Origin of the sequence: Hoeflea marina (assembly GCF_003182275.1) — a bacterium.
In the GTDB taxonomy this organism is placed as follows: Bacteria; Pseudomonadota; Alphaproteobacteria; order Rhizobiales; family Rhizobiaceae; genus Hoeflea; species Hoeflea marina.
The window spans coordinates 692,549-717,790 of record NZ_QGTR01000003.1 but is presented as its reverse complement, the minus strand read 5'-3'; the positions used below and the strand labels follow the sequence as shown (position 1 = coordinate 717,790).

The 25,242-nt window shown below is 66.7% G+C and carries 23 protein-coding genes; 20 read left to right on the top strand and 3 right to left on the bottom strand.

The genetic code is table 11. The annotated features are described in order from the left end of the window. The first annotated feature begins 128 nt into the window (after positions 1-128). From DFR52_RS14615 to DFR52_RS14530, 18 genes are all read left to right on the top strand, one after another. Positions 129-488 carry a septal ring lytic transglycosylase RlpA family protein gene (locus tag DFR52_RS14615; RefSeq protein ID WP_110032679.1) on the top strand — a complete coding sequence of 120 codons (360 nt, stop codon included), beginning with the start codon at positions 129-131 and terminating at the stop codon, positions 486-488. Between the two features lie 114 nt (positions 489-602). Continuing rightward, positions 603-1,910 (top strand): acetylornithine deacetylase/succinyl-diaminopimelate desuccinylase family protein, encoded by a 1,308-nt coding sequence (locus tag DFR52_RS14610; RefSeq protein ID WP_245415344.1) that lies wholly within the window; start codon positions 603-605, stop codon positions 1,908-1,910. Between the two features lie 36 nt (positions 1,911-1,946). Beyond that, positions 1,947-3,437 carry an ABC transporter substrate-binding protein gene (locus DFR52_RS14605; RefSeq protein ID WP_210205837.1) on the top strand — a complete coding sequence of 497 codons (1,491 nt, stop codon included), beginning with the start codon at positions 1,947-1,949 and terminating at the stop codon, positions 3,435-3,437. Between the two features lie 73 nt (positions 3,438-3,510). After that, entirely contained in the window at positions 3,511-4,461 is a 951-nt protein-coding gene (locus tag DFR52_RS14600) for an ABC transporter permease (protein ID WP_110032678.1), read from the top strand. Between the two features lie 56 nt (positions 4,462-4,517). Continuing rightward, positions 4,518-5,318, top strand: a complete 801-nt coding sequence (locus DFR52_RS14595; RefSeq protein ID WP_110032884.1) for an ABC transporter permease — start codon at positions 4,518-4,520, stop codon at positions 5,316-5,318. Continuing rightward, entirely contained in the window at positions 5,315-6,955 is a 1,641-nt protein-coding gene (locus tag DFR52_RS14590; RefSeq protein WP_110032677.1) for an ABC transporter ATP-binding protein, read from the top strand. The genes DFR52_RS14595 and DFR52_RS14590 overlap by 4 nt, the downstream gene beginning before the upstream one ends. Beyond that, on the top strand, positions 6,952-8,418 hold the full coding sequence (locus DFR52_RS14585; protein WP_110032676.1) for an aldehyde dehydrogenase family protein: 1,467 nt from the start codon (positions 6,952-6,954) through the stop codon (positions 8,416-8,418). Before DFR52_RS14590 ends, DFR52_RS14585 begins: the two co-directional genes overlap by 4 nt. A gap of 35 nt (positions 8,419-8,453) precedes the next feature. After that, complete coding sequence (locus DFR52_RS14580; RefSeq protein WP_110032675.1) at positions 8,454-9,200, top strand: SDR family oxidoreductase; 747 nt, start codon at positions 8,454-8,456, stop codon at positions 9,198-9,200. A 104-nt stretch (positions 9,201-9,304) separates the two neighbouring features. Next, a complete protein-coding gene (locus tag DFR52_RS14575) occupies positions 9,305-10,597 on the top strand; it encodes an RsmB/NOP family class I SAM-dependent RNA methyltransferase (protein WP_110032674.1) in 1,293 nt (430 codons plus the stop codon). A gap of 49 nt (positions 10,598-10,646) precedes the next feature. Continuing rightward, complete coding sequence (locus tag DFR52_RS14570; protein ID WP_110032673.1) at positions 10,647-11,105, top strand: TspO/MBR family protein; 459 nt, start codon at positions 10,647-10,649, stop codon at positions 11,103-11,105. A 104-nt stretch (positions 11,106-11,209) separates the two neighbouring features. Next, positions 11,210-11,659 (top strand): PaaI family thioesterase, encoded by a 450-nt coding sequence (locus tag DFR52_RS14565; RefSeq protein WP_110032672.1) that lies wholly within the window; start codon positions 11,210-11,212, stop codon positions 11,657-11,659. After that, positions 11,656-12,282, top strand: coding sequence for a 5'-methylthioadenosine/S-adenosylhomocysteine nucleosidase (locus DFR52_RS14560; protein WP_110032671.1), 627 nt, complete (start codon positions 11,656-11,658; stop codon positions 12,280-12,282). The genes DFR52_RS14565 and DFR52_RS14560 overlap by 4 nt, the downstream gene beginning before the upstream one ends. An 81-nt stretch (positions 12,283-12,363) precedes the next feature. After that, positions 12,364-13,935 carry a glutamine-hydrolyzing GMP synthase gene (guaA, locus tag DFR52_RS14555; protein ID WP_110032670.1) on the top strand — a complete coding sequence of 524 codons (1,572 nt, stop codon included), beginning with the start codon at positions 12,364-12,366 and terminating at the stop codon, positions 13,933-13,935. 300 nt (positions 13,936-14,235) lie between these two features. Continuing rightward, a complete protein-coding gene (locus DFR52_RS14550) occupies positions 14,236-14,613 on the top strand; it encodes a helix-turn-helix domain-containing protein (protein WP_110032669.1) in 378 nt (125 codons plus the stop codon). Then, complete coding sequence (locus tag DFR52_RS14545) at positions 14,613-15,854, top strand: type II toxin-antitoxin system HipA family toxin (protein ID WP_110032668.1); 1,242 nt, start codon at positions 14,613-14,615, stop codon at positions 15,852-15,854. The genes DFR52_RS14550 and DFR52_RS14545 overlap by 1 nt, the downstream gene beginning before the upstream one ends. A 209-nt stretch (positions 15,855-16,063) precedes the next feature. After that, on the top strand, positions 16,064-16,414 hold the full coding sequence (locus DFR52_RS14540; protein WP_110032667.1) for an ArsC family reductase: 351 nt from the start codon (positions 16,064-16,066) through the stop codon (positions 16,412-16,414). Between the two features lie 11 nt (positions 16,415-16,425). Then, positions 16,426-16,899 carry a Cys-tRNA(Pro) deacylase gene (gene ybaK / locus DFR52_RS14535; RefSeq protein ID WP_110032666.1) on the top strand — a complete coding sequence of 158 codons (474 nt, stop codon included), beginning with the start codon at positions 16,426-16,428 and terminating at the stop codon, positions 16,897-16,899. A 90-nt stretch (positions 16,900-16,989) separates the two neighbouring features. Further along, positions 16,990-18,243, top strand: coding sequence for an aminopeptidase (locus DFR52_RS14530; protein ID WP_110032665.1), 1,254 nt, complete (start codon positions 16,990-16,992; stop codon positions 18,241-18,243). Positions 18,244-18,305: 62 nt separating this feature from the next. On the opposite strand, the gene DFR52_RS14525 is transcribed toward DFR52_RS14530, so the two are convergent. From DFR52_RS14525 to xseA, 3 genes are all read right to left on the bottom strand, one after another. Beyond that, complete coding sequence (locus DFR52_RS14525) at positions 18,306-19,766, bottom strand: UdgX family uracil-DNA binding protein (protein WP_110032664.1); 1,461 nt, start codon at positions 19,764-19,766, stop codon at positions 18,306-18,308. Then, on the bottom strand, positions 19,766-21,001 hold the full coding sequence (locus DFR52_RS14520; protein ID WP_110032663.1) for a putative DNA modification/repair radical SAM protein: 1,236 nt from the start codon (positions 20,999-21,001) through the stop codon (positions 19,766-19,768). The genes DFR52_RS14525 and DFR52_RS14520 overlap by 1 nt, the downstream gene beginning before the upstream one ends. A gap of 270 nt (positions 21,002-21,271) precedes the next feature. Next, positions 21,272-22,861, bottom strand: a complete 1,590-nt coding sequence (gene xseA, locus DFR52_RS14515) for an exodeoxyribonuclease VII large subunit (protein ID WP_110032662.1) — start codon at positions 22,859-22,861, stop codon at positions 21,272-21,274. A 114-nt stretch (positions 22,862-22,975) separates the two neighbouring features. Here xseA and DFR52_RS14510 point away from each other — a divergent pair, with 114 nt between their 5' ends. Continuing rightward, positions 22,976-24,037 carry a M14 family metallopeptidase gene (locus DFR52_RS14510; protein ID WP_110032661.1) on the top strand — a complete coding sequence of 354 codons (1,062 nt, stop codon included), beginning with the start codon at positions 22,976-22,978 and terminating at the stop codon, positions 24,035-24,037. Between the two features lie 172 nt (positions 24,038-24,209). Next, the gene (locus tag DFR52_RS14505; protein WP_110032660.1) at positions 24,210-25,235 is read left to right on the top strand and encodes a TAXI family TRAP transporter solute-binding subunit; all 1,026 of its coding nucleotides are present in this window, start codon (positions 24,210-24,212) and stop codon (positions 25,233-25,235) included. Positions 25,236-25,242: the final 7 nt, after the last annotated feature.

The window sequence follows — 25,242 nt, the reverse complement described above, 5'->3', positions numbered from 1 at the left end:
GACCGCCCGCCACGGTATTGCCGCCTTTCCCCCACGTTTCGACCGCACCCGACCATCATTGACGCCCCTGAGGAACAATTTTCCACGCCGGACGTTCTTTGAGGTTCCGGTTTGCAAAGGGACGTTAGATGAAAAATGCATCCGGTATGGCGCTTGGCGTCGCAATCATGTCCGCCGTGTCGCTGTCCGTGCCGACCGAGGCTGCGGCCGGCAACTGCGGCCGTGCTTCGTGGTACGCGCTGACGTCGATGACGGCTTCGGGCGAGCGGATGGATCCGTCGAAGCTGACCGCGGCCCATCGCGGCCTGCGCTTCGGCACCAAGGTCGAGGTCACCAATGCCCGCAACGGCAAATCGGTGGTTGTCCGTATCAACGATCGCGGCCCGTTCGTGAAGGGTCGGGTGATCGATGTCTCCAAGGCGGCAGCGTCCCGGCTGGGCATGATCCACAACGGCGTTGCCAAGGTCTGCTACCGCATAATCTCCTGACCTGTCGCCGGAGCCGGCTTGCCAGCCGTGGTCGCAGCTGTATTGTGATCCGACAACGGGTGCAGCGCGGGGTGACGACCGGCGTTCAAGGCTGGCGGCAGACGGAGTGCATGGATGGATTCGAGCCCGGCAATGTCGGATCGGCAGGCGGCGCTCAGCCGCGAAATCGTCGCCCGCCGCGACGACCTGGTGGAACTGACACAGGATCTGATCCGCATCCCGACGCTCAACCCGCCGGGCGAGTTCTACCGCGACATCTGCGAGTATCTCGCCACCCGCCTGGGCAGATCCGGCTTCGACATCAAGCTGCTGCGCGCCCGGGGCACGCCGGGGGACAGTGACCGTTACCCGCGCTGGAATGTCATCGCCCGGCGCGAGGGCGCGGGGCCGGGTCCCTGCGTGCATTTCAACTCCCACATCGACGTGGTGGAAACCGGCTCCGGATGGACGTTCGATCCTTTCGGCGGCACGGTGGCCAATGGCAAGGTCTATGGCCGCGGCGCCTGCGACATGAAGGGCGGGCTGGCCGCATCCATCGTCGCCGTCGAGGCCTTCGTCGCGCTGTTTGCCGATTTTCCCGGCGCCATCGAGATCTCCGGTACGGCGGACGAGGAAACGGGCGGCTATGGCGGCGTCGCATGGCTTGCCGAGCAGGGCTATTTCTCGCCCGAACGGGTGCAGCACGTCATCATCCCGGAGCCGCTCAACAAGGACCGCATCTGCCTGGGCCACAGGGGCGTCTGGTGGGCCCAGATCCGCACCCATGGCCGCATTGCCCATGGGTCGATGCCGTTCCTCGGCGATTGCGCGGTGCGCCACATGGGCGCGGTGATGGCCGAGATGGAGGCCAGCCTGTTCCCGGCGCTGGCGGACAAGCGCACCGCCATGCCGGTGGTGCCCGACGGCGCCCGCCAGTCGACCATGAACATCAATTCCATCCACGGCGGCCAGGCCGAACCGGAGCGCGGCTTCACCGGCTTTCCCTCGGCCTGCGTGCCCGATTCCGCCCGCATGGTCATCGACCGCCGCTATCTGATCGAGGAGCAGCCGGAAGAGGTGCACGAGGAAATCCTCGCCCTGCTCGAGCGGGTGAAGGCGGCAAGGCCCGGCTTCAGCTACGACCTCGACGTACTCTGGCAGGTCAGCCCGTCGATGACCGACCGGGATGCGCCGGTGGTCCGTGCGGTCGATCGCAGCATTCGCGCCGTTCTCTCCTGCGAGCCCGCCTATGTGGTGTCCCCCGGCACCTACGACCAGAAACATGTTGACCGTATCGGCCGCTTGAAAGACTGTATCGCCTACGGTCCCGGCATCCTCGATCTCGCCCATCAGCCTGACGAATATGTGGGAATCGAGGACATGGTCGACGCCGCAAAGGTGATGGCCTTCGCCATGGACGATCTTCTTCACCGGCGCGTGTGACGCGCGGCCGCAGATCTTGGAGCAAGGATACCTGCCATGAAAATCTATGCACTTGCCATGTCGTCGGTGGCCGTGATCGCGCTGGCGTCCGGCCTTGCGGTGATCCCTGCCGCGGCCGCGAAGATGGATGTCACCGTCGGCATGCAGCTTGAGCCGCCGAATCTCGACCCCACCGGCGGCGCCGCGGCAGCCATCGACGAAGTGGTCTATGCCAATGTCTTCGAAGGTCTGACGCGCTTCGGACCCGATGGCGCCGTGCTGCCGGATCTGGCACAATCCTGGGAGATTTCCGAGGACGGGCTGGTCTATATCTTCAAGCTGCAGTCCGGCGTCACGTTCCATGACGGCTCGACGTTTGACGCGGAGGATGTGAAGTTCTCGCTCGACCGCGCCCGCGCCGACGAGTCGACCAATGCCCAGAAGGCCTTGTTTGCCGGCATCGCATCCGTCGACGTCGTTGATCCGATGACCGTCAAGGTGACCTTGTCGAAGCCCAACGGGTCATTCCTGTTCAACATGGCCTGGGGCGACGCCATCATGGTGGCGCCGGAAACCGCGGCCGACAATGCCACCAATCCGGTCGGCACCGGCCCGTTCCGGTTTTCCGAATGGGTCAAGGGCGACCATGTCGACCTGGTGCGCAATCCGAATTACTGGGGCGCTGCGGTCAGTCTCGACAAGGTGACCTTCAAGTTCATCTCCGACCCGACGGCGGCCTTCGCCGCCATGATGGCCGGCGATCTCGACGCCTATCCGAACTTTCCGGCCCCGGAGAACCTGACCCAGTTCGAGGCCGATCCGCGCTTCCAGGTGCTCATCGGCTCGACCGAAGGCGAGACCATCCTCGCCATGAACAACAAGAAGCCGCCGCTCGACAACATCAAGGTGCGCGAGGCGATCAGCCATGCCATTGACCGCCAGGCGATCATCGACGGCGCCATGTTCGGCTACGGCACGCCGATCGGCACCCATTTCGCGCCGCACAACCCCGCCTATGTCGATCTGACGGCACAGTCGGCCTTCGATCCGGACAAGTCCAGGGCGCTGCTGGCGGACGCCGGGGTCAAGGATCTGACGCTTTCGCTGAAGCTGCCGCCGCCGAGCTATGCCCGCCGCGGCGGCGAGATCATCGCCGCCCAGCTGCGCGACATCGGCATCACCACCGAGATCACCAATGTCGAATGGGCGCAGTGGCTCTCCGACGTGTTCAAGGCGAAGAACTTCGATCTGACCGTCATTTCCCACACAGAGCCGCTCGACATCAACATCTACGCCCGCGACGACTACTATTTCCAGTATGCCGATCCCGACTTCAAGGCGATCATGGCCGAGCTGGACAACAGCACCGATCCTGCCAGGCGCACCGAGCTGCTGCAGGCGGCGCAGAAGAAGATCGCCGACGATTATGTGAATGTCTATCTGTTCGAACTGGCCAAGGCCGGTGTCGCCGACGCCAAGCTCAAGGGCCTGTGGCTGAACTCGCCGACCCAGGCCACCGACATGACCGGTGTCCATTGGGAGGAGTGATCTCCGATCGTCTGACCGGTCCCGGAGCCACGGCTTCTGGACCGGCGGCTGAGCGGCGGCAGGGGCCGGCGGCGTGACCGCCTACCTGCTTGGCCGCTTCGTCTCGCTGGCGCTCAGCCTGGTTGCCGCGAGCCTCGTCATCTTCCTGGTGCTGGAAATCGTGCCCGGCGACCCCGCTTCGTTCATGATGGGCATCAATGCCGATCCGCAGGCGATCGCCGCCCTGCGCAGCCAGCTCGGCCTCGATGAGCCGATCCATCTTCGCTATCTCGGCTGGGTCGCCGGGCTGCTGCACGGCGATTTCGGGATGTCCTACACCTACCGGGTTCCTGTAGCCGACCTGATTGCGGAGCGCGTGGTGATTTCGCTGCCGCTCACCCTCTACGCCCTGGCGCTGTCGACGATCATCGCCTTTCCGGCCGGAATCATCGCAGCCGCCCGGCGCAACTCGGCCACCGATGTCGCGGTCATGGGCGCAACCCAGATCGGCGTGGCGATCCCCAACTTCTGGTTCGCCATGCTGCTGGTGCTGGTCTTCAGCATCAATCTGCGCATCTTCTCCGCCGGCGGCTTCCCGGGATGGGAAGCCGGCTTCCTGCCAGCGATGAAGGCACTGACCCTGCCCGCCGTCGCGCTGGCGCTGCCGCAGGCCTCGATCCTCGCCCGGGTGATGCGCTCCTCCCTGCTCGACACGCTGCACGAGGACTTCATGCGCTCGGCGCGCGCCAAGGGCCTGACGCGGTCGCAAGCGCTGTGGCGCCACGCGCTGCGCAATGCCCTGATCCCTGTGCTGACCATTGTCGGTCTGCAGTTTTCCTTCCTGCTGGCCGGGGGCATCATCATCGAGAACGTCTTCTACCTGCCCGGTCTCGGCCGGCTGGTGTTCCAGGGCATCACCCAGCGCGACCTGATCGTGGTCCGTTCCGTCGTCATCGTGCTGGTGTTTGCCGTCATCGCCGTGACCTTCCTGGTCGATGTCGCCTACGCCATCGCCGATCCGCGGCTGAGGAGGCACGGCCGGTGAGCGCGCACGCCAGAAGGACAGGGATCGTTTCGGCAGCGGTGCATCATCCCGCCTTCATGGCCGGCATCGTGCTGTCCTCGATCTTCGTGGTGGCCGCATTGCTCTCGTTCGTCTGGACGCCGCAGGATCCGCTGCGTCTGGACATTCCCGGCAAGCTCCGGACACCGTCGCTCGCGCACTGGTTCGGGACCGATCATTTCGGTCGCGACATGTTTTCGATGATCATGGTCGGAGCCCGCGTCTCCATGGCCGTGGCCTTTGTCGCCGTCGGCATCGGCATGCTCGCCGGCGTGCCGCTCGGCCTCTATGCCGCCAGCCGGCGCGGCAGTCTCGTCGATGAGTTCATCATGCGCGGCAACGATCTCATCTTCGCCTTTCCCTCGCTGCTGCTTGCCATCATGATCACCGCCGTCTTCGGTCCCGGCGCGGTCAATGCGATCATCGCCATCGGCATCTTCAACATTCCGGTCTTCGCGCGGCTCTCCCGCGGCGCGGCCTTGTCGCTGTGGACCCGCGACTATGTGCTGGCGGCCCGGGTTGCGGGCAAGGGCCGGCTGCGCATATCCGCCGAGCACATCCTGCCCAACATCGTCAACCTGCTCATCGTGCAGGGCACCATCCAGTTCTCGCTGGCCATTCTGGCGGAAGCGGCGCTCGCCTATGTCGGCCTCGGCGCCCAGCCGCCGCTGCCGTCCTGGGGGCGCATGCTGGCCGACGCGCAGACGCTGATCTCGCTGGCGCCGCACATGGCGCTGTTTCCGGGGCTGGCCATTGTCGTCACCGTGCTGGGCCTCAACCTGCTGGGTGACGGATTGCGCGACCTTCACGATCCGCGATCCCGGCGGACGCGGCCATGACGGCGCTGTCGGTTTCCGGCCTGACGCTGGCCATCCACGGCACTCCAATCCTCTCCGACGTCGACCTGACGGTCGGGGCCGGAGAGATCGTCGGCATCGTCGGCGAATCCGGCTCGGGAAAGTCGATGACCGCGCTCTCCGTCATGCAGCTGCTGCCGCACGGCAGCCAGTGGAGCGGCAGCATCAAGGTTGCCGGCAACGATGTCGGCGCCATGACCGAGACCGAGCTCTGCGGCATGCGCGGCCGGGATGCGGCCATGGTGTTCCAGGAGCCGATGACGGCGCTCAATCCGGTGCAGACCATCGGCGATCAGGTGGCCGAGACCATCCGCATCCACACCGGAACCGGACGCCGCGAGGCGCTGGCGCTGGCGCGACAGACGCTCGACCGCGTCGGCCTGCCTGCGGATCGCTTTCCGCTCGACCGCTATCCGCACGAGCTTTCCGGCGGCCAGCGCCAGCGCGTGGTGATAGCCATGGCCATTGCGTTGCGCCCGAAGCTGCTCATCGCCGACGAGCCGACCACCGCGCTCGATGTCACCACCCAGGCGCAGATCCTGGATCTGCTGAGCGGCCTGGTGCGCGAGGAGGGCATGGGCCTCATGCTGATCACCCATGATCTCGCCGTCGTCGCCGGCCTCGCCGACCGCATCGCCATCCTGCAGCACGGCTCGGTGGTCGAAAGCGGCGCCACCCGGGACGTCTTCGCCGCCATGCGTCACCCCTACACGCGTGCGCTGTTCTCGGCCTCGGCGCACGTGCCGTCGCGAACCCCGCCCCCGGCCGCTGACGGCCCGCCGGTGCTGGCGGTGTCGGAGGTGGTGCGGGAGTATCCGCAGCCCCGCCGCGGCCTGTTCCATCGTCCGCCACGATTCCGCGCCGTCGACGGCGTCTCCTTCGAGATCGCGCGCGGCGAGAATGTCGGCCTTGTCGGTGAATCGGGCTGCGGAAAGTCGACGCTTGCCCGCGCCATCCTGGCGCTCGACCCGCTCGACGGCGGCGAGATCCGGCTCAACGGAGAGGTGTTCTCCAGCGCCGGCGACGGGCCGCGCATGACGCAGCGCGCCGGCGTCCAGGTGGTCTTCCAGGATCCCTACGGTTCCTTCAATCCGCGCCACAAGGTCCGCCGCCTGGTCTGCGAGCCGTTCCATCTGCTCGGCTCGCCGCCCCGCGGGGCCGAGCTCGAGGCCCGGATGCTGCGGGCGCTGGAGGCGGTCGGCCTCTCCGCCGGCGACGCCGACAAATACATCCACGAGTTTTCCGGCGGCCAGCGCCAGCGCATCGCCATTGCCCGGGCACTGATCATCGAGCCGTCGCTGATCGTGCTCGACGAAGCCGTCTCTGCGCTCGACGTCTCGATCCGCGCCCAGATCCTCGATCTCCTTGCGGAACTCTCCGGCCGCCTCGACCTGTCCTACCTGTTCATCTCCCACGACCTGACGGTTGTCCGCGCCATCACCGACCGGGTGATGGTGATGAAGGCCGGCCGCATTGTCGAGGAGGGACCGACGACGAGGGTTTTCGAGGATCCGCAACATCCCTATACACGAAGCCTGATCGCGGCGACCCCGTCGCTGGCCGCCGCTTTGGCGGCGCCGGCCGATCGTCGCGCCCCGAGCGGGAGGAGAGACGCATGACTGACAGGCTGGATGCCGGCTTCGACACCACTCAGTGCCTCATCGACGGACAGTGGACCGCATGCCGGTCCGGCGAGACCCTCGCCGTCGAGGACCCGTCCACCGGGCTCGAGATCGGCCGCATCGCCCGCGGCGGCATCGCCGACATCGACGCCGCCGTTCAGGCCGCGCGTGCTTCGCTCTCCGGGGAATGGGGGCAGATGACGGCGGCCGAACGCGGGCGTGTCCTGGCCAGGATCGGCCGCGCGGTCGAGGAGCATGTGGAATGGCTCGCCATGCTCGAGGCGCACGATGTCGGCAAGCCGCTCAGCCAGGCCCGCAACGACGCCCGGGCGCTGGCGCGCTATCTCGAGTTCTACGGCGGGGCCGCCGACAAGCTGCACGGCCAGACCATCCCCTATCTCAACGACTACACCGTCTACACGCTGCGCGAGCCGCATGGCGTCACCGGCCACATCATCCCGTGGAACTACCCGATGCAGATCCTCGGCCGCTCGGTGGGGGCGGCGCTCGCCACCGGCAATGCCGCGGTGCTCAAGCCCGCCGAGGAGGCATCGCTGACGGCGCTCGCCTTTGCCCGCATCGCCATCGACTGCGGCCTGCCGCGCGGCGCGCTCAATGTCGTGCCCGGCCTCGGCGAGGAAGCCGGCGCGGCGCTCAGCGCCCATCCCGACGTCAATCACCTTTCCTTCACCGGATCGGTGGAGACCGGCCGCAAGGTGCAGGAGGCCGCCGCCCGCAACATCGTTCCGGTGACGCTGGAACTCGGCGGCAAGTCGCCGCAGCTGGTCTTCGCCGACGCGGATCTGGAGCGGGCGCTGCCGTTCCTGGTCAATGCCGGCATCCAGAACGCCGGCCAGACCTGCTCGGCCTCCTCGCGCATCCTGGTCGAGGAAAGCCGCCACGACGAGGTCGCCCGGCTGATGGCGGAGCGCTATCGCGCGCTCACCGTCGGCGCCGCGATGGAGGACAAGTCCATCGGCCCGCTGATTTCGGCCCGCCAGAAGGAGGTGGTTGCCGGCTTTCTGTCCGATGCGGACCGCGACGGGCTGGCGCCGCTTGCCGAGGGGCAGATGCCGGCTTCGGCGCCGATGGGCGGCCATTATGTCCGGCCGACGCTGTTTGCCGATGTCGACCCGGCGCTGTCGATCGCCCGCGACGAGATCTTCGGGCCGGTCCAGGTCATCATTCCGTTCCGCGACGAGGACGAGGCGGTGGCGATCGCCAACGGCACCGATTACGGGCTTGTCGCCGGCGTGTGGACCCGCGACGGCGGCCGCCAGATGCGCATGGCGAGGGCGATCCGCTCGGGTCAGGTCTTCATCAACAATTACGGCGCCGGCGGCGGCGTCGAACTGCCCTTCGGCGGCTACGGAAAATCCGGGCACGGCCGCGAAAAGGGCTTCGAGGCGCTCTACGGCTTCACCGCGCTGAAGACCGTCGCCGTCTGGCACGGCCGCTGACCGCGACATCAGATCACCAATCGGGAGGAAATCACATGAGGCTTGAGGGAAAGACCGCGCTCGTCACCGGGGGAGCGTCGGGCTTCGGCGCCGGCATCGTCCGCAAGTTCCTGGCGGAAGGCGCCCGCGTCGCCATCGCCGACATCAACGCCGGGGCCGCCGCGGTGCTGGCGGCCGAGCTTGGCGGCCAGGCCTCTTCAGTCGGCGTCGATGTCGGCAGCAATGCCAGTGTCGCCGCCATGGCCGACGAGGTGCTCGCCCGCTTCGGCCATCTCGACATCCTGGTCAACAATGCCGGCATCACCCATCTGCCAGCGCTCATGGAGGACGTCAGCGAGGAGGATTTCGACCGGGTGTTCATGGTCAACTGCAAGTCGGTCTATCTCACCGCCCGCCATTTCGTGCCGCACATGAAGCAGCGCCGCGCCGGGGCGATCCTCAACATCGCCTCCACCGCCGGCGTCAGCCCGAGGCCGAAGCTCAATTGGTACAACAGCTCAAAGGGCTGGATGATCACCGCGACGCGGACCATGGCGGTGGAGCTCGCGCCCTTTGGCGTCCGGGTCAACGCTCTCAACCCCGTCGCCGGCGAGACGCCGCTCCTGAAGTCCTTCATGGGCGAGGACACGCCGGAAATGCGGGCGAAGTTTCTCTCCACCATTCCGCTCGGCCGCTTCTCCACCCCCGAGGACATGGGCAATGCCGCCTGCTATCTCTGCTCCGACGAGGCCTCGATGGTGACCGGCGTGGCCATGCAGGTGGACGGCGGCCGCTGTATCTGAGCCGGGTCCGGATTAGGCCATCGCTTGCCATGTCGGCGTGCAAGCGATAGCAGGGGCCCCAGCGGCGCCCGATATTCCTCGCACGCGCCATGCGGAGAGACACCATGCGCCTTGGCGGACGCCTGCAAGCAGCCATCGAAATCCTCACCGACATCGAGACCCGGCACCGGCCGGTGCCCGACGCGCTGAAGGATTGGGGCCTGTCGCACCGCTTTGCCGGCTCCGGCGACCGCGGCGCCATCGGCAACCTGGTCCACGATGCGCTGCGCAAGCGCGCCTCCCATGGCTTCGTGATGAATGGCGACACGCCCGCCGATCTCGCCATCGGCGTGCTGCTGCGCCAGTGGGGTGTGACGCCCGCGGAGCTGGTCGCCGAACTCGACGGCGACCGTTTCGCGCCCGAGATTCCCTCCCTCGCCGATCTGGAGGCCCGCCTGCAGCGGCCGCTGACCGAGGCGCCGGCCCATGTGCAGGCCGACATCCCGGAATGGATCGTGCCGGAATTCGAGCGGGCCTTCGGAGCCGAGTGGGTTGCCGAGGCAGCCATGCTCGCCGACCGTCCGCCGCTGGACCTGCGCGTCAACAGCCTGTGCACCGACCAGGCCAGCGTGCTTGCGGCGCTGGAGGCGCCGGGAGCCGAAGTGACCCGGCTGGCGAAGCTCGGCATCCGTGTTCCCGCCGGCCCGGGCCCCGCCCGCCAGGTGGCGGCGACGAGCGAGGTCTGCTTCGCCAAGGGCTGGTTCGAGATCCAGGACGAGGGCTCGCAGCTGGCCGCCGCCCTGATGGGCGCCCGACCCGACGATCAGGTGCTCGACTACTGCGCCGGCGGCGGCGGCAAGTCGCTGGCCATGGCGGCAAGCATGGGCAATCACGGCCAGATCCACGCCTTTGACGCCGATCGCCGCCGCCTGGCGCCGATGGTCGAGCGGCTGCGCCGCGCCGGCGTCCGCAACGTGCAACTCGTCGAGCGCGCCGCCGGCCTGGAAGGCCTCGTCGGCCGGCTGGACCGGGTGCTGGTCGATGCGCCCTGCACCGGCACCGGCACCTGGCGCCGCCGCGCCGACGCCAAGTGGCGGCTGTCGGAAAAGAACCTCGCCGACCGCATGGCCGACCAGGACGCGGTGCTGGATTCCGCCGCCCGCTTTGTCCGGCCGGGTGGGGAACTGGCCTATGTCACCTGTTCGCTGCTGCCGTCGGAAAACACCGCCCGCGCCGAGGCGTTTCTGGTCCGCCACGCGGACTTCGAGCCGATCGACCTGGCCGGCCGCTGGGCGTCGGTGACAGCCGATGCCGCCGCACCGTTGCCGCTGGCCCGCAAGGGGCTGGGTCTCGTGCTGTCGCCCAGGCGCACCGGCACCGACGGCTTCTACTTCGTTGCCTTCCGGCGCAGGGCTTGACCGGCGGCGATTGCGCGTCATCTGGGATGGATCAAGGGAGCGTGCGATCATGAGCCGAGCCAAGACATTGTTGCTTTTTCTGGCGCTGACCGTCGGCGGGGGGCTCGCCATCGGCTTTCTCACCGCCCCCGGCGAGTGGTACCGTACCCTGGCCAAGCCGGCCTTCAACCCGCCCAACTGGATCTTCGGCCCGGTTTGGACAGTCCTCTACGTCATGGTAGCCGTGGCCGGCGCCCGGGTCTGGAATCTGGATCCGAGCGGCAGGGCAATGAAGGCCTGGGTCGTCCAGATGGCGTTGAATTTTGCCTGGTCGCCGCTGTTCTTCGCCGCCCAGCGTCCCGACCTTGCCCTGCCGGTCGTCGTGGCCCTCTTCGCCGCGATCCTGGTCTTCATCGCCTCCACCTGGCGCACGGAACGGCCGTCGGCGCTGCTCTTTGTCCCTTATGCCGCCTGGGTCGGCTTCGCGTCGCTGCTCAACGCCTCGATCTGGTGGCTCAACCGGGGCTGAGTCCAAGCGCCTCGGTCCAAACGCCTGTGTCCGGGCGCCGCGAAACCGCTTGCAGTTTTCTCCGGCGCTTGGCACCTTCGCAGCTGCACAATGAGGATACGGGCATGGACGGCAGGCCGAACCAGATGTTTCGCGAACGGGTGACCGAGAGCTTTTCGCGCCAGAAGGTGATGGCGACCATCGGCGCCGAGCTCACCAGCGTCGAATACGGCGTGGTCGAGATCGAGATGCCGTTCAGCGCCGACTTCACCCAGCAGCACGGTTTCCTGCATGCCGGCATTCTCTCGACGGCGCTCGATTCCGCCTGCGGCTACGCGGCGCTTTCCGTCATGCCCGAGGACGCCGCGGTGCTGACCATCGAGTTCAAGATCAACCTGCTGTCCCCCGGCCGCGGCGAGCGCTTCCTGTTCCGCGGCGAGGTCACCAAGCCCGGCAGCACCATCATCGTCAGCGATGGCCGCGCCTATGCCATCGGCGATGGCCCGGCCAAGCTGCTGGCCTCCATGACCGGTACCATGATGGTCATCAAGGGCCGCCAGGACCTGGCCGGATGAGCGACCCGGTCAGGATCATCGGCGGTCGCAGGGTCCTGTTCGCCATGGCCGCAGACGCCGAATACGGGGAGCATCTCCGGCGCCGCTTCGTGCCCGCGATGATCGGGGTGGGGCCCGTGGAATCGGCGATCCATGCCACCCGCGCGCTGATCGAGCACCGGCCGGACATTTTGGTGTCGCTGGGATCGGCCGGATCGCGCAGGCTCGAGCAGGGTGAGGTCTACCAGGCGTCGTCGGTCTCCTACCGCGACATGGACGCCTCGCCGCTCGGCTTCGAGAAGGGCCGGACGCCGTTTCTCGACCTGCCCGCGGAAATCCCGCTGCCGCTGCAGATCCCCGGGATCGGCGCCGGGCGCCTGTCCACCGGGGCCAACATCGTCTCCGGCTCCGCCTATGACGGCATCGACGCCGACATGGTCGACATGGAGAGCTTTGCCATCCACCGCGCCTGCATGGTCGCCGGCGTGGCCATGATCGGCCTGCGCGGCATTTCCGACGGTGCGGCGGACCTGCATCATTTCGATGACTGGACCCAGTATCTGCACGTGGTCGACGCCAATCTCGCCGCCGCCGTCGACCGGCTCGAGGCGGCGCTGGCCGAAGGGCTGCTGCTGCCGTCGTGAGCCGTGGACAGCATCAAAAAAATCCACCGATGCAGGTCGATGCCAGTTGCGCCGCACTTGCCAGTTCTTTAAAGGCTCGACATGACCGACATACTCGACATTCCCCACCCCGATTCCGTCCTGATCATCGACTTCGGCAGCCAGGTCACCCAGCTGATTGCGCGGCGCGTCCGCGAGGCCGGTGTCTTCTGCGAGATCGTGCCGTTCCAGTCCGCCGACGAGGGATTTGCCCGGCTCCGGCCCAAGGCCGTGATCTTCTCCGGCGGCCCGGCCTCCGTGCCCGAGCCCGGCTCGCCGCGCGCGCCAACTGCCGTCTTCGACTCGGGCGTGCCGATCCTGGCCATCTGCTACGGCCAGCAGACGCTCTGTCAGCAGCTTGGCGGCCATGTCGAGGGCGGCCATCACCGTGAATTCGGCCGCGCCGATGTCGAGATCCTGAAATCCTCGCCGCTGTTCGAAGGCGTCTGGGAAGTGGGCAAGCGCTATCCGGTGTGGATGAGCCACGGCGACCGCGTCACAAGACTGCCCGAGGGCTTCGAAGTCATCGGCACCTCGCCGAACGCGCCGTTTGCCATCGCCGTCAACGAAGCCAGGCGCTATTACACCACCATGTTCCACCCCGAGGTGATGCACACGCCCGACGGCGCCAGGCTCCTGTCGAACTTCGTCCACGCCATCGCCGGCCTCAAGCGCGACTGGTCGATGGCCGCCTACCGCCAGGCCATGGTCGACAAGATCCGCGAGCAGGTCGGCTCCGGGCGGGTGATCTGCGCGCTTTCGGGCGGCGTCGATTCCTCGGTCGCGGCGTTGCTTATCCACGAGGCCATCGGCGACCAGCTCACCTGCATCCTCGTCGACCACGGCCTGATGCGCATGAACGAGGCGGCCGACGTGGTCGCCATGTTCCGCGAGCACTACAACCTGTCGCTCAAGATGGTCGATGCATCCGACCGCTTCATCTCGCAGCTCGAGGGCGAGGCCGACCCCGAGACCAAGCGCAAGACCATCGGCCGGCTGTTCATCGAGGTGTTCGAGGAAGAGGCGAAGAAGGTCGGTGGCGCCGATTTCCTCGCCCAGGGCACGCTCTATCCCGACGTCATCGAAAGTGTCTCGTTTTCCGGCGGCCCGTCGGTGACCATCAAGTCGCACCACAATGTCGGCGGCCTGCCGGCGCGCATGAACATGCAGCTGGTCGAACCGCTGCGCGAACTTTTCAAGGACGAGGTGCGGATTCTCGGCAAGGAGCTCGGCCTGCCCGACAGCTTCATCGGCCGCCATCCCTTCCCCGGTCCGGGCCTCGCCATCCGCTGCCCCGGCGGCATCACCCGCGAAAAGCTCGAGATCCTGCGCCAGGCCGACGCCATCTATCTCGACGAGATCCGCAAGGCCGGGCTTTACGACGACATCTGGCAGGCCTTTGCCGTGCTCCTGCCGGTGCAGACCGTCGGCGTCATGGGCGACGGCCGCACCTACGAGTTCGTCTGCGCCCTGCGCGCGGTGACCTCGGTGGACGGCATGACGGCGGATTTCTACCAGTTCGACATGAACATCCTCGGCCGCGCCGCCACCCGCATCATCAACGAGGTCCGCGGCATCAACCGCGTCGTCTACGACGTCACCTCGAAGCCGCCCGGCACCATCGAGTGGGAGTGACGGATGCAGACTGCGGCAATGGCGTTTCGGTGCTGGAGTCAGCCGTAGCCCAATAGCCATTCTTGTCCGTCTTTCACTCCCATTGAGCAGGCCTACGCCGTCTCGCGGCAGCCATTGCGTCCCGTCCACCCGAAGCGCGGACGGCCCATTACCATCCGTGCGGTGGCCGGTGCGGCATGTTCTCATGGGCCGCCGCTTTGTGACGCGCTCTGGGACCGTGTGTATCCGTCTTGACCCTGGTTCCAATCAGTCATATATGATTAATGTTACGCCCTATTATGTCATATATGGATGATTTCAATGGGTTCTCCCAAGGCGAAACCGGCACTGGAACGGCTGGGTCAGGATATCCGCAGCGCCCGTCTGCGGCGTGGTATCGCCGTGGCGGATCTCGCCTTGCGTGCAGGAACCTCGCCGAGCTCCATCGCCCGCCTTGAACGGGGTGATCCGGGCGTTGCCATCGGAACGCTTGCCGACGTTCTCGTTGTGCTGGGCCTTCTGGAGCGGCTCGCTGACCTGGTCGATATCCGCAAGGACGATCTGGGGCTGGCGCTGGCAGTGGAGCACGGACCGCGCCGCGGCCGCTCCTTCGCGGCAAGGCTGAAAAAGCAGAAGGCTCAGACGCAGGAGACGCAGGATCGGCAGGACGTTGTCGACCCTGACGGGGCCTCCTTCTGATGGCCGATCTCGTCGCCCATGTCGCGCTTGGCGACGGCCGAACATCGGTGGGCCAGTTGCGTTTCACCCATGCCGGACCGCGGCAATTCTCGACCTTCGCCTATGGCGCCGAATGGATTGAAAATCCGCGTGCCTTCGCCATACAGCCAGATTTCCCTCTTGAGGCCGGCCCGTTCCATACTTCGGGACAGCCCGGCAACATGCGCGACGCTTTGGCGGGCGTTTTCGCCGATGCGGCTCCGGACAGTTGGGGACGCAGGCTGCTCGAACGCGCCCATGGCAATGGTCTCAACGAATTCGAGTATCTGACGCTTTCCGATGATACCTGCCGGCAAGGGGCGTTGCGCTTTCTGGATGACAAGGGCGAGGTCATTCGCGGCAAGGCAGCGGACGCCGTTCCGCGTGTGGTCGATCTCGAAGCTATTACGGCGATCGCGCGCGCCTATGAGCAGGGCAAGGAAATCTCGCCCGAGGAGATGCAGGCTCTGGCCGGCGCCGGCGGCTCCGGCGGTGCTCGCCCCAAAGCCAATGTTAGGGACGGCGACGCGCTGTGGCTGGCGAAGTTTACCTCCGTCCACGATCAGCAGCCGATCGAGCGGGTCGAGGTCGCAACGTTGCGCCTGGCGGCAGCCTGCGGTATCCGCACGCCCGAGACACGGTTGGAACTGGCCGACACGCCGTTCCCAGTCGCGCTGATCCAGCGGTTCGACCGGCGCGGGGCCGCACGAATTCCCTACATCTCCGCGCGCACCGCGCTCGGCAAGACGGGGGTGGAACTGGGCTCCTATACCGAGATCGTCGATTTCATGCGGGCCTACTCACCCGATGCTTCCAACGATTTCCGTGAACTCTACCGGCGTCTGATCTTCACGATCCTCGTGTCCAACAAGGACGATCACCTGAAGAACCACGGCTTTCTCTATGTGGGAGCGGGTCAGTGGCGCTTGTCGCCGGTGTTCGACGTCAACCCGGCGCCGGATCGCAACCCGCATCTTGAGACCGCGATCCTAGAGGGGGGAGCCCATGATCGGTCGATCATCCTCGCACTGGAAGCCTGCGAATTTTTCGAGATTTCCGAGGCCGAGGCACGGGAGATCATCCGTATCACGGCGAAGCGCATTTCGGACGGATGGCGGGAAGTTCTCCGCCAAGTGGGTGTCTCGGGCATGCTGGCCCGAGAGTATGAGCCAGCCTTCGTCAATGATCAGATCGCGACTGCGCTTCAAATTAGTCATATATGACTATTTATGATGTATTGTGTGTCAAATATGGCGAAACAGATGAGGGATTGATACGCAGCGGTCTCTGCGGCAATTGGTATGGTTTGGCTGGCGCGCTGATGGAGGTGGGTTTGGTTGCTGAGACGAGAATGGGTTCGGAATGGCGGCGCGGGCAAACGCATAGTCGCCATCCGCTGCCAATGAGTACAGGGTTCACCGGGAGATCCGACATGTCCATCACCATCTACGGCATCAAGACCTGCGACACGATGAAGAAGGCGCGGGCATGGCTCGCCGATCACGGCGTCGCGCATGACTTCCATGATTACAAGGCGGCGGGCATCGACCGCGATCAGCTCGGGCGCTGGTGCGCCGAGGCGGGCTGGCAGACGGTTCTCAACCGCGCCGGCACCACGTTTCGCAAGCTGCCCGATAGCGAAAAGCAAGATCTCGACCAGGACAAGGCCATCGCATTGATGCTGGCGCAGCCGTCGATGATCAAGCGGCCGGTGCTCGAGGCCGACGGGCGGCTGCTCATCGGCTTCAAGCCCGAGCTTTACGATCGCTGCTTCGCCTGCTGAGGAGAGCTGCCATGTCCAGGACCACCCGCGCCACCCAGGCACTGACGAGGCTCGGCATCGCCTTCACCGTCCACAGCTATGCCTATGATCCCGATGCGGCAAGCATCGGCCTGCAGGCGGCCGAGGCGCTGGGCGAGGATCCGTCCCGGGTGCTGAAGACGCTGATGGCCGAGCTCGACGGCCGGCCGGTCTGCGTGGTGCTGCCCTCGCACCGGGAGGTCTCGATGAAGAAGCTCGCCGCCGCCTTCGGCGGCAAGTCGGCCGCGATGATGAAGCCGGCGGATGCCGAGCGGCTCACCGGCTACCATGTCGGCGGCATCAGTCCCTTCGGCCAGAAGAAGCAGGTTCCGACCGCGATCGAACTGGCAGCCCTTGACGAGCCGCTCGTCTACATCAATGCCGGCCAGCGCGGCCTGCAGCTGCGGCTCGATCCGAAGGACGCGCAACGGGCGCTCGGCGCCATCGCCGCCGCGATTGTCGCATGATCGGCGCGCCGCCTTCGCTTTGGCCTTCAATTCCGCCACAAAGCACCTTAAGTCTTGGACATCCCGAACCAGCAAGCAGTCAGGCATCCCATGACCCTCCACGCTCCCCTCGTCTCGCCCGTCGATCCCGTCAAGCTGGAGAAGCTCGCCGAGGTGGCCGTCAGGATCGGCCTGCAGCTGCAGCAAGATCAGGACCTGGTGATGACGGCGCCGATTGCCGCCCTGCCGCTGGCGCGGCTGATCACCAAGCACGCCTACATGGCCGGCGCCGGCCTGGTGACCACCTTCTACGCCGATGAGGAATCGACGCTTGCGCGCTACCGGCACGCGCCGGACGCGAGTTTCGACAAGGCCAGCGGCTGGCTCTATGACGGCATGGCCAGGGCCTATGAGAGCGGCGCGGCGCGGCTGGCGATCGCCGGCGACAATCCGATGCTGCTGGCGGCCGAGGACCCGGCCAAGGTGGCGCGCGCCAACAAAGCCAACTCCATCGCCTACAAGCCGGCGCTCGAGCATATCTCCAATTTCGACATCAACTGGAACATCTGCTCCTATCCCAATCCATCCTGGGCAGCACAGGTGTTCCCCGACCTGCCGCTCGACGAGGCGGTCCGCAAGCTCGCCGATGCCATCTTTGCAGCCTCCAGGGTCGATGTCGAAGACCCGGTCGCCGCCTGGCGCAGCCACAACGCCCATCTTGCCAAACGCTCGACCTGGCTCAACGGCGAGCGGTTCGCGGCTTTGAAGTACACCGGTCCGGGCACCGACCTGACCGTCGGACTGGCCGACGGCCACGAATGGCATGGCGGCGCGTCGGTCGCCAGGAACGGCGTCACCTGCAACCCCAACATTCCGACCGAGGAGGTCTTCACCACGCCGCATGCCCGCCGCGTCGAGGGCACGGTCTCCTCCACCAAGCCGCTGTCCTACCAGGGCACGCTCATCGACAACATCCAGGTGCGCTTCGAAGCCGGCCGCATCGTCGAGGCGAGCGCGTCAAAGGGCGAGGACGTGCTCAACAAGGTGCTCGACACCGACGAGGGCGCCCGCCGCATCGGCGAAGTGGCGCTGGTGCCGCATTCCTCGCCGATCTCGGCCTCGGGCGTGCTGTTCTACAACACGCTGTTTGACGAGAACGCCTCCTGCCACATCGCGCTCGGCCAGTGCTATTCGAAGTGCTTCCTCGATGGCGCCTCGCTGACGCCCGAACAGATCGCCGCCCAGGGCGGCAATTCGAGCCTGATCCACATCGACTGGATGATCGGCTCCGGCGAGATCGACATCGACGGCATCTGCGCCGACGGCCGCTCGGTGCCGGTGATGCGCAAGGGCGAATGGGCCTGACCAAGGCGCGGGCCGCGGCAACCATCCCGGCTTGACTCCAGCGCCAGGCCGGCGGTCTGCCCTCACGCCAGGGCTTGCGAGCGCGACGGCTGCGGTCCGTCCTGCATCATCGCGGCGGCACGCCGGAGATCGTCCCTGAACAAGTCCGTCTGCCGGTCCCGCTCCTGCCCGTCGGTGAGGCGCAGGAGGAAGGACGGATGGATCGAGATCAGCACGGTGGTTCCATCGGCACGCGTCTCGACGGTCCCGCGCCGCGCCAGAATGTTGTCTCCGGACCCGGTCAGGGCTTCGGCGGCGGTGGCGCCCAGCGCCAGGATCAGCTTGGGGCTGACCTGGGCCAGTTCGGCGTCCAGCCACCAGCGGCAATGGCTGATCTCTCCGGCATTCGGCCGCTTGTGAATGCGTCGCTTACCGCGCGGCTCGAACTTGAAATGCTTGACGGCATTGGTGACGAACGCCAGGGAGCGGTCGAGGCCTGCCGACTGCGCGACCCGGTCGAACAACCGGCCGGCCGGCCCCACGAACGGCACGCCGGCAAGATCCTCCTGGTCGCCCGGCTGCTCGCCGACGATCATCAGCCTCGCGTCCTGCGGTCCCTGTCCGGGAACAGCCTGGGTCGCCATGCTGTGCAACGGGCAGCGCTGGCAGGCATGGATGGCCGCAGGCAGCGCGTCCATCGGGCCGGACCAGGCCGAGGCGTGACCGGCGAGCTGTCGGCGCGCATTCTCGGCATGCGCGGGCGGAAGGGTCGGCGCCGCTTCCGCCATCGCCCGGGCCCTTGCCGGTGCCCCGGAGATGAGATCCGGAATCGTCGCCGCCTCCGGCAGGTTCTTCCAGTATTTCCGCGGCATCTCCGAGGTCATGGCCCGCACTTTCAGCCGCGCCGGGTTGAAAATGCTGCGGAAGTAGGTGAGCCAGAGCGCCTCGCTGGCGTCATCGGGCAGGGCGGGCTTCGGCTGGCCCGGCCCAAAGGACAGATCTCCACCCTGGAAGATCACCGATCTCTCCGGAGTGACGATCTTCCAGTCCATGTCGGCAAAACGACGGACAAAGAATGGCGCGGTTGGCTCGATCGTGTGATGCGTTGGTTCGAACCAGGCGGCAAAGCTGCGTCGCGGGTCTTCTCGGTCGCCGATCTCCCGGAAGCGGACGAACGCCTTCATCTTGTGCTGGCAGCGATGCACTCCCTTTTCCATCAGCCGCAATGCCGCAAGCTCCCGGTCGCCGCGGTCGCCCATCAGATACGGCTCGTCCCTGAGCCGCCAGAGGAACTGGTACAGGCGGGCGAAGCGGTCGGTGTCGCGGTGCCAGCACACGGTTTCGGCCATCTCGACAAAGCTGCGGGGCACCGTCATCCGGACAGGTTTGGCCGGCGATACCGGAAGCGTGTCGAAAAGGCCGGCCTCGTCGGCATCGTCTCCCCAGGAGACATCTGCCGGAGACAGCCCTGCATCCAGACATGCGCGAGCGGCTTGGCGCCATGCCGAGGCCGTGCCTGTGTCCGGCAGGGCGATCCGGTGCATCAGAAGAGCGACAGCTGCGCCGGCGGCGGCAGGAACCGCGCGCGTAGCTGTGCCGTATCGATAAGGCCCCCTGGCGACCAGCCGAGGGCGGTGATGAACGGACCGGCCTTCTTCATCAGGCCACCCATTCGAACCACGTCGTCGTAGCGAATCGTCCGGTGTCGGCGCGTGCCGAGGATGCGGTTGACCGTCTTCACTCCGAAGCCCGGCACCCTGAGAAGCAGCTCCCGCTCGGCCCGGTTGATGTCCACCGGGAAGATGTCGCGGTGTCCGAGCGCCCATGCCAGCTTGGGATCGAGTTCCAGGTCGAGATTGCCGTCGCGCGCGCCATCGACGATCTCTTTGAGATCGAAGCCGTAGAATCTCAGGAGCCAGTCCGCCTGATAGAGGCGATGCTCGCGCATCAGCGGCGGCGAGATCAGCGGCAGCCGCGACGAGCTGTCGGGGATGGGCGAAAAGGCCGAGTAGTACACCCGCTTGAGCTGGTAGCTCGAATACAGCCGGGTTGATTCGCCGAGGATTGCCGCATCGTTGGAGCCATCGGCGCCGACGATCATCTGCGTTGACTGGCCTGCCGGCGCGAAGCGGGGTGGCTTGCGGCCGGTATGGCTGGCGTCGCTGGACGCCTCCTTGCGCAGCCGAAAGTCGGCCATGGCGCGTCGGATCCGGGCCGGGTTCTTCTCTGCCGCGAGGCGCTGCATGCTCGCATCCGTCGGCAGCTCCACATTGATCGACAGCCGGTCGGCCAGCCGTCCTGCAGCCTCGATCAGCTCGGGTGCCGCATCGGGAATCGTCTTGAGATGAATGTAGCCGTGAAAATTCTCCTCCTCCCGCAGCTTCCGGACGATCTCGACCATGTCGGCCATTGTCGCGTCCGGCGAGCGGATCACCCCGGACGACAGGAACAGGCCCTCGATGTAGTTCCGCCGGTAGAAATCGACCGTCAGCCGCACCACCTCGTCGACCGAGAACCGGGCGCGCGCCACGTTCGACGACACGCGGTTGATGCAGTAGGCGCAGTCATAGATGCAGAAATTGGTCATCAGGATCTTCAGCAGGCTGATGCAGCGCCCGTCCGGCGCATAGGCATGGCAGATTCCCGTGCCCTCGTTCGACCCGAATCCCTTGCCGTCCCGACTGTCGCGCCGGGTCGATCCCGACGACGCGCAGGAGGCATCGTATTTGGCGGCGTCGCTGAGAATGGCGAGTTTTGATTCGAGGGATTTTGCGGTCATATGTTCCTTATATGTTCCATATCCGACGGCCACAACAACCCATGTTAGGACGGGCCAATGCATTTTAGAGGAGTTGAGTTTCACGTCACGCAGGCAAACGCGGCAAGTCAGGTGCTTGGAGCGCTTCCCCGATTCAGCCAAAACCGAGGCGCTCCAGCCCCTCGCGGCAAAGAACCTGCGGGAGGCAGTCCGCAAACTGCCAGTCAGTTCGTCGGTCTGAATCCATGAGCCTGCGATACGCCGGGGGGGTCAGTCCCTTTCACGGAAGGGCTAGAACAGGTCGCCCTGTCCAGGCTCACCCGGCCTGGCGGCTCTTGGTCGCACCGGCCGCTTTGCCTGAAGTGTCGCAGCGGACGAGCTGTTGGCGAGCGCCGAGACTTCGCCATCGGCAAATTCGATCGAGATCAGGGCGCCGCTCGTGATCTCCTCGGCGCGCGAGACCGGCCGGCGATCGGCGTCGCGGACCACGGCAAAGCCGCGCCCCAGCACGCTCTGGTAGGAGAGAGACTGCAGGACCCGGGCCTGGGCCGCCAGATGGGTCCGCCGCCGGTCGAGACTCCGCCTGACGGCATCGGCGGCGCGCCGCGATCCGTCCTGACTGCGTAGCAGGCCGCGGGTGACGATTTCCCCCAGTCGTCGCGGCGTCCCCGCCAGCACGCGCGCCTGCCGTTCGACCAGCGCGCGCCGCCGCTCCATCTGCCGCTCATGGGCGCGCGCGCCGCGCGCAGCGCGGTCGGCCAGCGTCAGCCGCTTTTCGCGGATGGCCGAGAGCAGCGCCGCCGGACTGATGCGGGCGGCCTGCTGCTCGAAGCGGCGCCGCCGGTTGGCGGTGTTGAACACCAGCGCCTTGCCCAGCGCCGCCGATGTCCGATCCATGCGTTGGCGCGGCAGGGCCAACACGCTGTCGAGGGTCGGCAGGGCGCGCGCCAGCGCCCTGAGCCCCTCCTGGCGCCGAGCAAGCACCCGAGACTGTGCACCCTTGAGCCGGGCGGAGAGGGCGGCCACCTGCGCCTGCAATTCGGCCTTGACCGGCACCGCCATTTCCGCCGCCCCCGTGGGCGTCGGCGCGCGCCGGTCGGCGGCGTGGTCGATCAGCGTCCAGTCGGTCTCGTGGCCGACGGCGGAAATCAGCGGAATGTCGGAGCCGGCGGCCGCGCGCGCCACCGCCTCGTCATTGAAGCCCCAGAGGTCCTCGAGGCTGCCGCCGCCGCGCGCCACGATGATCAGGTCGGGCCGGGCGATCGGCCCGCCGGGAACCAGCCGGTTGAAACCGGCGATGGCGCTGGAAACCTCCTCGCCGCAGGTCTCGCCCTGCACCCTGACCGGCCAGACGATGACATGGACCGGAAACCGGTCCTCGATCCGGTGCAGGATGTCGCGGATCACCGCGCCCGTGGGCGATGTCACCACGCCGATCACCTTCGGCATGTAGGGCAGCAGCTGCTTGCGGGCCTCATCGAACAGACCCTCTGCCGCCAGCCGCCGCCGGCGCTCCTCAAGCAGCGCCATCAGCGCGCCGGCGCCGGCCGGTTCGATCTCCTCGATGACGATCTGGTACTTCGACGAGCCCGGGAAGGTGGTGATCTTGCCGGTGGCGATGACCTCGAGGCCCTCCTCCGGACGGTATTTCAGGCGCGAGAACACGCCCTTCCAGATCACCGCCTCGATGCGGGCCTTGTCGTCCTTGAGCGAGAAGTAGGCATGGCCCGAGGAATGCGGGCCGCGATAGCCGGAGATCTCGCCGCGCACGCGCACATGGCCGAAGGCGTCCTCGACCGTGCGGCGGATCGATCCGGAGATCTCGCTCACCGTGAATTCGGCGGCGTTGGTGGGCGAATCATCAAGCAGGGAAGGGGCCATGGCCGATTCGGCATGGTTTGGCGGCGAAGGTCAAGGTCGCCATCCGATCTGCGGCGATTTCCCTGGGCGCCGACTTGCGCTAGAGGGGATGCCTGCAGCGCGAAAGGACAGTTCATGCACACCGAGATCGAACGCATCGCCGCCGACACGCCGGGTACCAGCTACGAGCTCGTGGTGCATCGCTATGGCGGCGGCGATCCGGATGCGCCGGCCGCCTATCTGCAGGCGGGCCTGCACGGCAACGAACGCCCGGGCGTCGCCGCGCTGCACTATCTCATGCCGATGCTCGCCACCGCCGAGGCCGAAGGGCGCCTGGTGGGCGCCGTGACCGTCGTTCCCCAGGCCAACCCCATTGCTGCCGGACAGCATGTGCTTGCCGATCATCTCGGCCGCTTCTCGCTGTCGACGCGGGTCAATTTCAACCGCGACTACCCGATGCCCGACGCCGATGGGGCCGTGCCGCTCGATGCCGCCGAAGCGCCGGTCTTTGCCGAACGCCGGCTCAAGAGCCGGCTTCTGGAATTGTCCGACGGTCACCGGATCGTGCTCGACCTGCACTGCGACGACGAGGCGCTGCAGTATCTCTATGTCGCCGACGAACTCTGGCCGGCGCTGTCGGACCTATCCGTCTGCCTTCGCGCCGATGCGGTCATTCGCTGGCACGCCACCCCGGACGCCGCCTTCGAGGAGGCCGTCTTTGCCCGCATGCTGCAACAGGCCGGTCCCGAACTCGGGCAGGCCGGCTATTGCGTCAGCACCGTGGAGCTGCGCGGGCAGGGCGACGTGTCCCCCTACCTGGCGCGCCAGGATGCGGACGGTCTCTACCGCTTCCTGGTGCTGCGCGGCGTCATCGAGGATGACGTCGAGCCGCTGGAGGAGCTTGCCGCGAGTCATCGGGCGCTGCCCATCGATCATGTCGACGTCCTCCACGCGCCCGCCGGCGGCACGCTGCTGTTTCATGTCCGGCCTGGCGATCTGGTGCGTTCAGGCGAACTGCTCGCGGAAATCCTCGTCCGCCCGGGCGAGTTGGGCGGCGCGGTTGCGTTGCGCGCGCCGCAGGACGGGCTGGTTCTCAGCCGGCGAATGCGGCGCTTCATCCGCATCGGCGACGATGTGCTCAAGCTGTTCGGGGACAATCGCTCTGCCCACGCCAAGACCGGCGCGCTCGACAACTGAGCCCCCCGCATCCAGCTCTTGACGGGCCGGCCCGTCACGGCCATGTCGGAGTCGACTGGACAAGCGCGACTCAAACCGCGAAAGTCCGGCTTCGCCACCCGTGGCTCCGAGGGGCCGCGCCGGCGGACAATTCATCCGGCATGCCCAGGCATGCCCCATTAGGGAGAACATCATGGGCAAATTCACACAAAACCTGGCGGGTGCGGCCAAGGCCGTCGCCTTCTCGGCGGCTCTGCTCGCAGGACTCGGCGCCTCCTCTCAGGCCCAGGAAATGAACTTCTTCACCATCGGCACCGGCGGCACCGGCGGCACCTATTTCCCGCTCGGCGGCGCCATTGCCAACGCGATTTCCAATCCTCCGGGATCGCGCGCCTGCGACGAGGGCGGCAGCTGCGGCGTCCCGGGACTCGTCGCCATCGCCCAGTCCTCGCGTGGCTCGGTCGCCAATGTCAACGGCATCAAGTCCGGCATCCTCAGCTCGGGCTTCTCGCAGTCCGACGTCGCCTACTGGGCCTATTCCGGCACCGGGACCTTTGACGGCCAGGCGCCCATGGAAGAGCTTCGCGCCATTGCGGCGCTCTATCCCGAGCACATCCACCTGATTGCCTCCAAGGCCTCGGGCATCACCTCGGTGGCCGATCTCAAGGGCAAGCGGGTCTCGCTCGACGAGCCCGGCTCCGGCACCTATGTCGACGCCAAGATCATCCTCGAGGCCTTTGGCATGTCCGAATCCGATGTGACCGTCGAGAATCTCAAGCCCGGCCCCGCGTCCGACGCCATCCGCAACGGCCAGCTGGACGCGCTGTTCTTCGTCGGCGGCTATCCCGCGGGCACCCTGGTCGAACTTGCCTCCAGCGCCGACGTGGTGCTGGTGCCGATCTCGGGATCCGAGGTCGACGCCATGTTGGCCAAGTACAGCTTCTTCTCCAAGGACACGATTCCGGCCGACGTCTACAAGGGTGTCCCGGAAGCCGAGACCGTCGCCGTCGGCGCGCAGTGGCTGACCAGCACCAAGCAGTCAGACGAGCTGGTCTACGGCATCACCAAGGCGCTGTGGAACGAGAGCACCCGCAGCCTGCTGGACGCCGGCCACGCCAAGGGCAAGACCGTGACGCTGGAAACCGCGCTTGACGGCATCGGCATTCCGCTGCATCCGGGCGCCGAGAAGTTCTACAAGGAAGCCGGCCTGATCAAGTAGGGCCGCC

Excerpts from the sequence above, each read along its gene's own strand:
- DFR52_RS14615 (WP_110032679.1), top strand. The coding sequence starts at position 129 with ATGAAAAATGCATCCGGTATGGCGCTTGGCGTCGCAATCATGTCCGCC.
- DFR52_RS14610 (WP_245415344.1), top strand. The coding sequence starts at position 603 with ATGGATTCGAGCCCGGCAATGTCGGATCGGCAGGCGGCGCTCAGCCGC.
- DFR52_RS14605 (WP_210205837.1), top strand. The coding sequence starts at position 1,947 with ATGAAAATCTATGCACTTGCCATGTCGTCGGTGGCCGTGATCGCGCTG.
- DFR52_RS14595 (WP_110032884.1), top strand. The coding sequence starts at position 4,518 with ATGGCCGGCATCGTGCTGTCCTCGATCTTCGTGGTGGCCGCATTGCTC.
- DFR52_RS14590 (WP_110032677.1), top strand. The coding sequence starts at position 5,315 with ATGACGGCGCTGTCGGTTTCCGGCCTGACGCTGGCCATCCACGGCACT.
- DFR52_RS14585 (WP_110032676.1), top strand. The coding sequence starts at position 6,952 with ATGACTGACAGGCTGGATGCCGGCTTCGACACCACTCAGTGCCTCATC.
- DFR52_RS14580 (WP_110032675.1), top strand. The coding sequence starts at position 8,454 with ATGAGGCTTGAGGGAAAGACCGCGCTCGTCACCGGGGGAGCGTCGGGC.
- DFR52_RS14575 (WP_110032674.1), top strand. The coding sequence starts at position 9,305 with ATGCGCCTTGGCGGACGCCTGCAAGCAGCCATCGAAATCCTCACCGAC.
- DFR52_RS14570 (WP_110032673.1), top strand. The coding sequence starts at position 10,647 with ATGAGCCGAGCCAAGACATTGTTGCTTTTTCTGGCGCTGACCGTCGGC.
- DFR52_RS14565 (WP_110032672.1), top strand. The coding sequence starts at position 11,210 with ATGGACGGCAGGCCGAACCAGATGTTTCGCGAACGGGTGACCGAGAGC.
- DFR52_RS14560 (WP_110032671.1), top strand. The coding sequence starts at position 11,656 with ATGAGCGACCCGGTCAGGATCATCGGCGGTCGCAGGGTCCTGTTCGCC.
- guaA (WP_110032670.1), top strand. The coding sequence starts at position 12,364 with ATGACCGACATACTCGACATTCCCCACCCCGATTCCGTCCTGATCATC.
- DFR52_RS14550 (WP_110032669.1), top strand. The coding sequence starts at position 14,236 with ATGGGTTCTCCCAAGGCGAAACCGGCACTGGAACGGCTGGGTCAGGAT.
- DFR52_RS14545 (WP_110032668.1), top strand. The coding sequence starts at position 14,613 with ATGGCCGATCTCGTCGCCCATGTCGCGCTTGGCGACGGCCGAACATCG.
- DFR52_RS14540 (WP_110032667.1), top strand. The coding sequence starts at position 16,064 with ATGTCCATCACCATCTACGGCATCAAGACCTGCGACACGATGAAGAAG.
- ybaK (WP_110032666.1), top strand. The coding sequence starts at position 16,426 with ATGTCCAGGACCACCCGCGCCACCCAGGCACTGACGAGGCTCGGCATC.
- DFR52_RS14530 (WP_110032665.1), top strand. The coding sequence starts at position 16,990 with ATGACCCTCCACGCTCCCCTCGTCTCGCCCGTCGATCCCGTCAAGCTG.
- DFR52_RS14525 (WP_110032664.1), bottom strand. The coding sequence starts at position 19,766 with ATGCACCGGATCGCCCTGCCGGACACAGGCACGGCCTCGGCATGGCGC.
- DFR52_RS14520 (WP_110032663.1), bottom strand. The coding sequence starts at position 21,001 with ATGACCGCAAAATCCCTCGAATCAAAACTCGCCATTCTCAGCGACGCC.
- xseA (WP_110032662.1), bottom strand. The coding sequence starts at position 22,861 with ATGGCCCCTTCCCTGCTTGATGATTCGCCCACCAACGCCGCCGAATTC.
- DFR52_RS14510 (WP_110032661.1), top strand. The coding sequence starts at position 22,976 with ATGCACACCGAGATCGAACGCATCGCCGCCGACACGCCGGGTACCAGC.
- DFR52_RS14505 (WP_110032660.1), top strand. The coding sequence starts at position 24,210 with ATGGGCAAATTCACACAAAACCTGGCGGGTGCGGCCAAGGCCGTCGCC.